Genomic DNA, 11612 nt, shown 5'->3' on the forward strand with positions numbered 1-11612 from the left:
TTCTCACCTGGCACTATAGTGCCAAATATGTCCCCTTATTGCCATTCGACTAAACCTAACTGGCGTTCCGAATTTCAGCGTCTCGAGGGAGCATACGCACCTTCCACGATGCGTTCATATTATGCGGACGTGCAAGCGTTTGTCGACTGGTGCAAAGAGGCCGATCACGCGCCCTTCCCTGCCTCTGTGGAAACAGTTTGTGCCTTTCTTGAGGCTCAAGGCGAAGCAAAAGCGGTTTCGACAGTGCAACGCCGCCTTTACGCAATCCGAAAAATCCACCGCCTTATGCGGCTGCCAGACCCAACATATGATGAAGACATCAATCTGGCCCTACGCCGAGTAAGGCGGGCCAAACTGGCCCGTCCCAAGCAAGCCAAGGGCCTGACGCGTGATTATCTGGATCGCTTTATTCGAGGAGAGCCAGATACGCCCTGGGGGCTGAGAAATCGGGCCATGCTTGCTCTTGGCTATGAACTACTCAGTCGCCGGTCTGAACTCGTCGCCCTTCGGACTGAGGACATCAAGACCAGCAATGACGGCACACTCCGGGTCTTGGTAAGACGCAGCAAATCCGATCCGTTTGGCATGGGAAGGCTTGCCTTCACATCACTGCGTACCGCCGAACTTGTTCAATCATGGTTGGACTGGCGTGGACCGGACATTGAATGGTTATTCTGCCCAATCTACCAGGACAAACCGATCAACCGTGATCTCAGCACAACCACTGTTAAACGCATGATCAAAGCCGCCGCGCGTCGCGAAGGTCTGGAGGCGAAAATCGTAGATGAATTCAGCGGCCATTCCCTGCGCGTTGGAGCGGCACAGGATTTACTCCGCATGGGGCACGACACCGCTGCAATCATGCGCGCCGGTGGATGGAAATCGGTCAATATCCTCGCGCGGTATCTCGAAAAGGCCGAACACAATGTCTGGGCATGAAGCCACGCGCCACCGTGACTACACTCTCTCAAAACACAAAACCACCTTTCTGGGTGTCGAGCCAAACTTCGAAACCTCATTGTGGATCCACTTTCTCAGCCATGAAATCCGGGGCGTTTCGCTAAGCGTGCGCCTTATGGGCTATGGCGTATGTGGCCTGAAACAAGACACGGATGCTAAATGTCTTGGCTTGTGTCGTGAATGCGACGGGATGAACCAGTGCCGAGGTCAGATTGCAGTCAGGACGAGGTCCAGGACGCAAATCAACACTCCAATTTTCTTGCCCAGCACTCAGTCGGGACTTTGCCCTTAGCACATCATAGGTTTCGGATCCCACGACAATCATAGATATGATAGAGACCATCGCTTTCGTGCATATTGAACCGGTTTCGTAAGCTCGCCGGCTCATCGACAACAAACCCGGAAGGAGGAACACTGAAGGGCGGCCGCCAGCTTTGATGAGGCACCCCCGGGACAGAGGCGTGCAACACCATTACATCAAGCTCGGACAATGCGGAGCATGCAGCTTTGATTTGATCTGGACTCGTAGGGCCTTCGGCAATCGGGATAGAGCGTTGCAAGCAATTTTCATCATCATCAACCGCAAAATCCGACGTATTGAGATTGCGCAAGATCTCTCCACGTCGTGAAAATTCGAGTGCTGTGTCTCGATAAAACATGACGCCAGCGCCTTGTGTGCAGGAGTAAAAACTGGGCTTTCGGATCTTGAACCAAAGGATATCCGTCCCGTCCTCCCAGTAAACTGTCCTACCTGAAAGCAACGCGCGGATGTCCGCGTCTGGCGGGTGAGTGCTTGCCAGATATCTTGCCCTCTCATCTCGCGAGTCCGCCAAGGTGAAGCTTGAAATCAAGAGAACCAGAGAAATACCGATCGTGGTCACTGGCGACGCATTTTGAATGACTGCTCTTGAGATCAACAAACTAAAAATGCCTACGATCAACGAAAAGCGAAACAGCAATTCAAGAAGTTCCGCCGTTTCCTTTGATCCGGTCTGCACAAAAATCTCAGCAAAAAGCAGCAGTGTGGCCGCGGCGACACCTGTGGTGCTGATCAGCTGCGCCGCGCGCTTCAGACCTCCGGCAAGGGAGCTTGTGGCCCAAAAGCTGATGCCAGCCATGAAGAGCACGAGCGTACTCGCAAGCGGAATTCCGACTACAAGCGTCTCGATAGCATTGAATACAAGAGCAACAACAAGACATGCACGGGTTCGTTGATCGCCCTTTAGCAGGTAAACGACATACACCGCGAACAGATTTCCGATCAGCGTCACCAGCCAAAGGCTCCGCCAAAGCTGGAGATTCAAGAGAAAGACATTTGAAAGGATGTCGCCACCGATCCAGCTCATGATCAAGAGCAACGATCCGGTCACGAGTGTTGCGATCGCAATGGAACGCGCGAACCCGCGACCTTTCCAGGCGACAAAACTAAGAGTGACCGCAGGGAGGCTGGCATATAAGGCGCCGAGAAATATCCAGTCTTGGACAAACGCATGCCGTGACCTTTCTGAGACGATGGCAAGCCACTTATCATCGTAGGTGGTGAGCACCCTTGTGAATGGTTCAACCTCTGCCTGCGCAAGACCAAAGACTATCAACGATCCCGTCAAAGCAATTGGAACAACAATCTTGACAATAGGAAGTGTGAGCAACGCGACAATCACCACTCCAGGTAGTGCCATAAGCGGATGCACTAAGAACGCCGCCAAAAGCATGCCATAGGACGGCAAAATGCTGTTCCGCGACGCCAACGCGATGGAGATCATCGACAACGCTTCAACGAAAATGCGCGGTGTAACAAAGGCTTCTCCGTATTCGAGCATGCCTTTGCCATAGGTCGGCGATAAAACAATCGCCGCAATGATTGCTAAAAGAGCTTGCCGTTTGCGGCCAAAAACTGTGACGGCAAGAATAACCAACGCAGCAAACCAGATCACTTGACCGACCATCCATAGGAACAGATGGGCCCCGCCGGGCTTTAAAAGCTCTACTACAGGAGCGTAGATCGACGAAAATATTGTAAAACTGTCTTGCGAGCCGAACTTGAGGAACAGGTCCTGTCCGAAAACCTCAGGCTCAATGCGGTGGAGCGCCTGGAGCATGTACAACTGCGCGTCATGTTCGATGCCCGGGTACGGACGTGATGCGAGCCAAAGAGAAACAAGGGACGCTGCCACCAGAACAAGTTGGTGAATTGGCTTTCCTGTGACGTAGGGCTGTATTGACCCGACGGAGACCTTGCTGCTCGTATCGCGTCGGTCCGCGCCGCTACCGTTCCTCATGATAATCTTGCTCGGTGTTGATATCCCAGAGACTGTCCCGGTTATCCACCGCATCAACAATACCGTCCACGGCCACCATTGCCGTCAACATGGAATGGTCTTGATTGTTGTATCGGTGCATGCCGTTTCGGCCGATCAAGAACAGATTGTTGAACCCGGACACGAAATCGCGAACCTCCTGTATCCTGTCATAAGTACCGAAGTAGGCTGGGTAGGCCTTCGGTGTGCGCACAACAATTGCATCTTGAACGGCCTCGGGCGTCGAAAACCCGAGGCGATCGAGCTCCGCGACCGCAAACGCAATTGTAGTTTCATCGGGTTGTGTCCAAATCTCATCGCTTTCGCTGACGAAATACTCCAGTCCAACCCAAATCCGGTCCGGCTCGGAGACGAGGTAGGGGCTCCAATTGTTGAAAATTTGGATGCGTCCCACAGTCACGTCGGGGTCCTGAACATAAATCCAGTTGTCCGGCACCTTTCGTGACAAGTCCTCAGCCGTTGCACCACCATTGATTGCCAATCGATCAAGGAGCACGCCAACGGTGAGAAAGTCACGATAGATCAAGCCAGATGCGACTTCGGCGACAGACTTCGGCGCCGCCGGTTTCAGGCTTTGTACGAGGTCCCGCACTGGCATCGTCGAGAAAACCAAATCTCCTTCAACACACCGTTTCACGCCATTGGGCCCCACAACATCAACTGAGGCGATCTTCCCACCCTCAGAGGTCAATCCGACCACGCGGTGTTCGAGATGCAGTTCGCCCCCTTTCTCGACGACCTCGCGCGCAACTTTTTCCCACAGCTGGCCGGGGCCGAGCTTGGGATACAAGAACCGCTCGATGAGACTCGTCTCCGTGTCCATCTGAGAAATCTCGTCCCTTTCTTGCGGTCGCATTTTCTGTAGAACGTTCTTGATCAGGGCAACTATGGATAAGCCCTTGATACGCTGCGCGCCCCATTCAGCAGGGATCTTCTCGCAAGGAACGCCCCAGACTTTTTCCGTGTAGCTTTCGAAAAATGTCAAATAGAGCTCACGTCCGAAACGATTGATGATGAAATCCCGCAAGCTGCGTTCAGGTCGAATAGGAAACGCGATGGCCCGAAGATAACTGACCCCGATCCGGAACGACCTGCCGACTCCCAGGTTCATGAGAGTGCGCACACTAAAGCTAATCGGATAATCAAAAAACTTGCGGTCATACAGGATGCGCGACACTCGCGGCCGAACTAGCATAACGTCGTCAGTCTCTTCAGGATTGGGACCGTTCCTGCCAGTCCGCATCTCAGTCGTCTGGTTGTGATATGTAAGGGTTAGGCCATCAACTTCACCGACGGACTGAAAGGGAAGGATCTTTTCCCACCACTCCATGACCCTCTGAGATTTGGAAAAGAAACGATGTCCTCCGATATCGATGCGATTTCCCTTGTAGTTGACCGTCCGAGAGATGCCACCAACCTGATGACCCGCTTCCAAGATAGCCGGTTTGATATCTGTGCGGGTCACTAATTCGTAGGCTGCCGTGAGACCCGCAGGACCGGCACCAATAATGATCGCTGTCCTGGTCATTTATGAGTGTCAGCAGATTGAGTCTGCAGGGGCGTAGGCGTTCGGCGGAAGCTCAAATCACGATGGGCAAAGAACGAATAAAAGGCCGTCAAGCCAATTGCGACGAGATGGGCAAGAGTTTCGGGTTGTAACTGAACCGGAAGATGCCGCGACACCGTGGTCAATGCTCCAGCGGCGCCAGTGAACAGACTCTGTGCGATGGAGGTTGTCAGAAGCAATCCCCCGATGGACACAAAAAAGAAGACCCTGATCTCCTCGCGTCTCCGCCTGCCGGATGGTGGGAAGGTGAACCGCCGGTGCAGTGTATAGCTGACCAACATGCCAAGCAAGAAAGCAGTAGCCACCGAGATGGCGTATTGTGTCCCGTCAATCAGGCCAAAAACTCCGTACAGTAGCTGCCCTGTTAGGAAGTTGACCAAAGCTGCCGAGCCAGAAAAAATCAGGAACCTGATGAACAAAACCCATCCTCTAGACATCGTTTGATCGAAGAAACTGAGCACTTCAGCCACGCCTTGCCTATCCGAAGATCTCTTGTTTGCAAAAGACGAAGGGGCGTTTTTTGAACATGTGGTTTTTTGGAAACAGAGGACAAGCAAAGCCACAATCAAGTTATCATTCAGAGCGAAATATACTGAGCGACCATTCCCAAAGGGCACAACTTTCACGAAGGATGCAGTCGCATGTACTCGTCGGAAGACCAGTTTCTTTGCGGTCTACGCAAATCAACGGCGATGTTGGGGCGTGGTTTGTTTACGTCGACTGTTGGCGACTAGAGATGGCATTCGCTCAAGACACCCTCAGATCCACCAGTTCCTGATCACAAAACCATCTATAGGTTTCCCAAATTCCTTTCTTCAGCGGGATCCGAGCTGACCAACCCATTTCAGAGAGACGTGACACATCCATGAGTTTGCGTGGCGCACCGTCAGGTTTTGTTGGATCAGTTAGGATTTCACCCTCGAATCCAACGATCTCTGCAACTAACTGCGCCAGCTCAAGGATCGACACATCTGTGCCGCTGCCCACATTGATGTGGCTGAGCATTGGTTCCGTATTCTTCTCATATTTTGCCTTGTCCAGATTCAGCACAAAAAGGCTTGCCTCAGCCATATCGTCAACATGTAGGAATTCTCTGCGGGGTGTGCCTGTCCCCCAGATTGTCACGTGCGGTTTGCCTGCTTCACGTGCCTCGTGAAACCTTTGGATCAGTGCTGGGAGAACATGGCTATTCTCTGGATGAAAATTGTCCCCCGGACCATATAGATTGGTCGGCATGACTGACCGGTAATCTGTTCCATACTGACGATTGTAACTCTCACAGAGCTTGATCCCTGCAATCTTTGCAATCGCGTAAGGCTCATTGGTTGGCTCCAAGGTTCCGGTCAAAAGCGCCCGCTCTGACACTGGCTGCTCTGCGTGCTTCGGATAGATGCAGGATGATCCGAGCAGCAATAGACGTGGCACACCCGCGGCGAAGGCTTGATGGATGACATTACACTCGATCATCAGGTTGTCGTAGATAAACTCGGCCGGATACGTGTTATTGGCGTGAATGCCACCCACTTTCGCTGCCGCGAGAATAACCAGATCGGGGCGCTCACTATGCATGAAGTCACATACAGCCGCTTGATCGACGAGGTCGAGTTCGGCATGTGTGCGCGTAACAAGCGTGAGATCTTCCCTTGCATCGCGACAGACCTCCAGTCTACGCAAGATCGCTGCCCCTACCATCCCTCGATGTCCAGCCACGTAGATCTTCACGGGTTTCATCCGCTTTCAAGGCTCACGGGACTGTCGTACCCGTGAGCCTTAAGGAAAGCATGCCGTTGTGCGACTTTCAGGTCTTCCGCCACCATTTCCGCGCACATCTCTTGAGCTGTAATCTCAGGTTCCCACCCAAGCTTTTCTTTTGCCTTCGACGGATCTCCCAAGAGAGTTTCCACTTCCGCCGGCCGGAAATACCGTGGGTCGATTCGCATAATCACATCGCCTGGTTTGACCGATGGAGATTTGTCACTGGTGACGGAGACCACGGTCGCAATTTCGTTAGTGCCTTCTCCAGTGAACGCCAGTCAGATACCTAGCTCGGCTGCGGTCCAAGTAATGAATTCTCGCACCGAATATTGCCGTCCCGTCGCAATCACGAAATCCTCTGCGATGTCCTCTTGCAGCATCATCCACTGCATACGAACGTAATCTCTCGCGTGCCCCCAATCGCGCATGGCGTCAATGTTGCCCATGTAGAGACACTCTTCGAGGCCTTGTGCAATGTTGGCCAAACCCCGAGTGATCTTGCGAGTCACAAAGGTCTCTCCACGGCGCGGGCTCTCATGATTGAAGAGAATGCCATTGCACGCATACATTCCGTAGGCTTCGCGGTAGTTCACGGTGATCCAATAAGAATAGAGCTTTGCGACGGCGTAAGGGCTGCGAGGGTGAAACTGTGTTGTCTCGCGTTGTGGCATTTCTTGCACAAGCCCATAGAGTTCGGAGGTGGAGGCTTGGTAGAATCGCGTCTTCGCCTCTAAACGCAAGAAGCGGATCGCTTCCAACAGTCTGAGTGTACCAAGCCCATCAACATCCGCCGTGTACTCTGGGGCTTCAAAACTCACGGCGACATGGCTCTGGGCACCGAGGTTGTAGACCTCGTCTGGTTGGACCTGCTGAAGAATACGTGTCAGGTTCGATGTGTCGGACAGATCCCCATAATGCAGATGAAACTGCGGATCCTGCGTATGCGGATCTTGGTAGATGTGGTCCACACGCTGTGTGTTGAAGAGCGACGCTCGGCGTTTGATGCCGTGGACTTCGTAGCCCTTCTCCAACAAGAATTCAGCGAGATAGGACCCATCCTGGCCCGTCACACCGGTGATCAAAGCTCGTTTAGTCATACTTCCAGTTTGTCCTTGCCGGCAAAATTGAACCTCAGAACAGATTTGCACGATCAGTATGCTGATAACATTTATCCCATTCTCCAGGACGACACGATAGGCATACCAGAATTTCTTTGAGTATTTTGGAAGGGATTTTGCTTTCTTCATCAACACGCACTTAGAGCAAGAAATTGGTATCAAGGACGAATGAGGCCTTCAGTTTGACGAGCAAGCGTGCTCTTGTTTTCAACGCGGCGCTGGCAGCACTTGTTGCCGCCTGGCCTATCGCTGACGTAAGGTGCAAGTCGAACTTGCTAGAAGGAATTTTCTTGTCCCAAGTTGATGCTGTTGCGCTTCAAAGGCCATGTGTACCGATCCGCAAGGTCGCGCTGACCAACATAGTCCAAGTATGATGATGAGCACGCGACCGGTCATTCTCGCCACAACGCTTGGTGCAATATGGTTGATGGTCGTATTTTTCTTTCCCGCAGGGCTATGGGTGCCAGACGAAACGGTAATATTTGCCGCGGTTGAAGGCTTGCGCCGCAATGGCAGCCTCGTCATCGATAACGGTTACAGCGAATTTGGAAACCACGCGCTTCTGTTCAACGACCTGTTGAAACTGGGCCCTCATGGTCCCGTGTCGCAATATCCGACCGGGTATCCCGCTCTTCTGGTGCCGTTTTATGCCGCAGGCGGTCTCCACGGCATGATGACAGTGAATGCCGTCTCGGCGGCACTTTCAGTTTGGTTGACCTATCAGATTTCACTGACCTTGTTCGCTGACCGCCGCGGCGCGTTTCACGCGGCAATTCTATGGGGTTTGTGTACTTATCTCGTGATTTATGCCAAGGCCCTCTGGCCGCATGCCTTGGCTGCCACGATAGTGCTTTCTGCAAGCCTTTTTACGCTGCGCGCGGTACGTGGGATTGCAGATGAGCGTAGAAATGCTGCCATGGCTGGCCTATGCCTCGGATTAGGATTGTCGGTCAGAGTGGACGTAGTTCTGATTGCACCTACACTGTTGGCAACAGCTTTACTGTTTGCCGCCCGCCCGGGAATGCTAATCGCAATGGCGACGCTGGGCGTGCTGCCCGGTGCATTGGTCGCATCCTGGTTCAACCTTACAAAATTCGGGATTTTTTTTCCCATCTATTATGGCAGCCCATCAGGTGGGACAGCGCTAGCATCATATAGCATTCTTGGAGCCATTACTCTTGCCTTTCTAATGATTTGCATTGCCTTCCGCCGTTTTCCGATGAGCGATAAGATCGGAAAGTATTTGCTCGTTTTGCTCTGTCTAGGAGCTGTCGCGTTCGCTCTATTGGATCTGCAATATTTGGAAGATCGCTTTACCAGGCTCCTCCGTGGCGTTTACACGCTTTGGGTGGACATGCGCTTGTTGGATGATCAAAGCCATCAGGTAACACGAGCCGCAGACGGGACGGTGACGGTTTTTGGCCTCCACAAAAAGGCTGTCGCACAAAGCATGCCGTGGATTGGCATAATCTTTTTATTTCTATTATTCCCACGGCGGCATTCTCAAAAGTCCGGACAAGTCTTCTGTCTTCTGGCCATCGTATTATGGACATTACCATTTGCGCGCTCGTCTTGGCATGGCGGTTTTGCAACAAATATGCGCTACTTTTTGCCGATTTTGCCCTTTGTTTGTATCCTCTCGTCGCTCGCGTTAAGTCGATTGCCACCCGTTTCGCGCGCTGCGTCCATAGGTATATGGTTGTTGGCCTTGGCACTAATCGCAGTTGCTATCACAGCCGGTCTGAACATTTACCAAGGGTCGCCGCAAGTACTTGTACAGCATGCACTGCCGCTGGTCTTTTTCGCTGCTCTCATTTTTTTTGTGGGATTAGCGCGCTTTGGTGGAGTTTGGCCGGGCGTTGTTCGACTATTTTTTTCGGCGTGTATCTGCTTGGGTCTTGTGAACACTTATGCATATGATCTCGCTGTCGATATTAAGCGCCGATCATACAATGCGCGTGCCGAGAGTGTGATGTCAGCTTTGCCACCAAATAGCTTCATCTATGCGCTAATATACGAACCATTGACATTTCAGCTAAGTCGCGATGCTCCTATCGCTGCCCGCAATCGTTTTACCAAAAAAATTGACCCAAACTTGATCGATGCAGCCCGGGCTAACGGCTACACGGTCTACATACAGAGCAACCTGCTGCGCGATCAGGTGTTGGCGGAACGGCCGAACTTCCGCGCTGAGCGAGTGTTCGAGGAGGCCGAATGGATGATGCCGGTTTATCGTCTCAAGGCGAGAGAAGACTCAATAGATCTCCAATGACCGCACCAGAAAAATCAGGTCGCATGTACTCAGTTGATAAAAACAAACCCTCGTGACCGTTGCGCGCGGTTTTCGCAACATTAAGCGCCCGTCCAACAGTGATATGGTACTGTTGAATTGACGCTGGAAGTTGTATTTGCCACCAGCATGCAATCACATCCCAGGGTGTAAAATTTTGAAACTCATTATTCAGATCCCTTGCTTCAATGAGGCCGAAACACTGCCACAAACGCTCGCGGCCCTGCCCCGCGAAGTGCAAGGCTTCGATCAGGTTGAATGGTTGGTAATAGACGACGGATCTACAGACGGAACCACAGACGTTGCCCACGCCCAAGGCGTCGATCACGTGGTCAGGCTTGATCACAACAGTGGCCTGGCAAAGGCATTCATGACGGGCTTGGAGGAGTCATTGAAAAGAGGCGCTGACGTTATTGTCAACACAGATGCGGATAACCAATACCGCGCTGATGCTATCCCTGCGCTCACAAAACCTGTTGTGGAGGGTCACGCCCATATCGTTATCGGTTCCCGTCCAATCCCACAGATCGCCCATTTCTCTTTTTGGAAGCGCGTCCTTCAAAAAACAGGCTCAAAGGTTGTACGCTTGGCCGCCGGCATTGAGGTACCTGACGCGCCAAGCGGATTTCGGGCGTTCCACCGCGAAGCGGCAATGCAACTCTATGTCTTCAACAGATATACATACACGCTCGAGACAATCATACAGGCGGGCCGGCTCAACATACCTTTGGTCTGGGTTCCAGTGGAAGTAAATGCACCAACCCGTCCGTCGCGTTTGGTACGCAATTCGACCGATTACATATTCAAGTCTGCCCTTACAATCCTACGGATTTTTATTCTTTATCGACCTTTTCGGTTTTTCGCACTCTGTGCATTTCTTGTCTCCTTTCCAGGGCTAGTGGCGTATACGCGCTTTCTGATTTTTTGGCTTATGGGGGAAGGTAGTGGTAAAATACAGTCGTTGATTATCGGCGGAGGCTTTATTGTTTCGGGAATGATCCTGTTTATAGGTGGCATCCTGGCGGACATGATCGCGGCAAATCGTATGCTCTTGGCCGAAATTAGATTCCGGCAATTACGTCGAGATCTTGAACTCAAAAAGCCGAAGGGAACGTAGAAACGAGGATTTCCTAGTGTTTCGTGCTTTTTTGCGCAAATAGCGTCTGGATTCCATCGGCTTTGTTGCACAAATCGGGTGACGGATTCACTGTTGTGAAATGCGTGGCGCCACGGCCGGAGTGTGCCGCATTTGGGCGAAGAGAGAGAGATCTCATGCGGGATTGTTACAAGCACAAACTGGCACGCGGAACGCAAGCGGACGCTGTGGCCGAACGTTTGGTTGCAAAGGCTCGGGGAATTGAAGGAAGGCTGACCCCCCGAATAAACCTCGGGCAAAAAGTCGCCCTAGCCCACGCAGTCATATCAAGACTCCTAGGGTCAGGATTCATAACCAGTAGATCACGACAGCAGCGAGTGCGATGGCTGAGAGGAAGACCTTGGGACAGCGGTCATAGCGTGTCGCCACGCGTCGCCAATCCTTGAGCCTGCCAAACATAATCTCGATGCGGTTGCGCCGTTTATATCGGCGCTTGTCGTATTTGATT

Annotated in this window: 8 protein-coding genes and 2 pseudogenes; 4 read left to right on the forward strand and 6 right to left on the reverse strand. The window is 52.3% G+C overall.

What is annotated here, in order from left to right:
• Positions 1–27: 27 nt before the first annotated feature.
• Together MGEO_RS21970 and MGEO_RS19260 are read left to right on the forward strand one after the other, a co-directional pair.
• Positions 28–270, forward strand: a pseudogene (locus MGEO_RS21970) (site-specific integrase); the annotation flags it as partial.
• A 15-nt stretch (positions 271–285) separates the two neighbouring features.
• On the forward strand, positions 286–939 hold the full coding sequence (locus MGEO_RS19260; RefSeq protein WP_233140018.1) for a tyrosine-type recombinase/integrase: 654 nt from the start codon (positions 286–288) through the stop codon (positions 937–939).
• A gap of 317 nt (positions 940–1256) precedes the next feature.
• On the opposite strand, the gene MGEO_RS19265 is transcribed toward MGEO_RS19260, so the two are convergent.
• The 5 genes and pseudogenes from MGEO_RS19265 to gmd form a co-directional block, all read right to left on the reverse strand.
• Positions 1257–3059, reverse strand: a complete 1803-nt coding sequence (locus tag MGEO_RS19265) for a hypothetical protein (protein ID WP_158091062.1) — start codon at positions 3057–3059, stop codon at positions 1257–1259.
• A 166-nt stretch (positions 3060–3225) separates the two neighbouring features.
• The gene (locus MGEO_RS19270) at positions 3226–4806 is read right to left on the reverse strand and encodes an NAD(P)/FAD-dependent oxidoreductase (RefSeq protein WP_085641369.1); all 1581 of its coding nucleotides are present in this window, start codon (positions 4804–4806) and stop codon (positions 3226–3228) included.
• Positions 4803–5315: a GtrA family protein gene (locus MGEO_RS19275; protein WP_085641370.1), complete on the reverse strand. Its 513-nt coding sequence runs from the start codon at positions 5313–5315 to the stop codon at positions 4803–4805. Before MGEO_RS19275 ends, MGEO_RS19270 begins: the two co-directional genes overlap by 4 nt.
• Positions 5316–5592: 277 nt before the next feature.
• On the reverse strand, positions 5593–6576 hold the full coding sequence (fcl, locus tag MGEO_RS19280; RefSeq protein ID WP_170102929.1) for a GDP-L-fucose synthase: 984 nt from the start codon (positions 6574–6576) through the stop codon (positions 5593–5595).
• Positions 6573–7697 (reverse strand): annotated as a pseudogene (gene gmd / locus MGEO_RS19285) (GDP-mannose 4,6-dehydratase). Before gmd ends, fcl begins: the two are co-directional and overlap by 4 nt.
• A 448-nt stretch (positions 7698–8145) precedes the next feature.
• Between gmd and MGEO_RS19290 the strand changes: the two are divergent.
• Together MGEO_RS19290 and MGEO_RS19295 are read left to right on the forward strand one after the other, a co-directional pair.
• Positions 8146–9990 carry a hypothetical protein gene (locus MGEO_RS19290; protein ID WP_143746309.1) on the forward strand — a complete coding sequence of 615 codons (1845 nt, stop codon included), beginning with the start codon at positions 8146–8148 and terminating at the stop codon, positions 9988–9990.
• 175 nt (positions 9991–10165) lie between these two features.
• Complete coding sequence (locus MGEO_RS19295; protein ID WP_085641372.1) at positions 10166–11125, forward strand: glycosyltransferase family 2 protein; 960 nt, start codon at positions 10166–10168, stop codon at positions 11123–11125.
• Positions 11126–11452: 327 nt separating this feature from the next.
• Here MGEO_RS19295 and MGEO_RS19300 read toward each other — a convergent pair.
• A partial coding sequence (locus tag MGEO_RS19300; protein WP_143746310.1) for a transposase occupies positions 11453–11612 on the reverse strand: 160 nt, incomplete at its 5' end.

This window comes from Marivita geojedonensis (assembly GCF_002115805.1).
Taxonomy (GTDB): domain Bacteria; phylum Pseudomonadota; class Alphaproteobacteria; order Rhodobacterales; family Rhodobacteraceae; genus Marivita; species Marivita geojedonensis.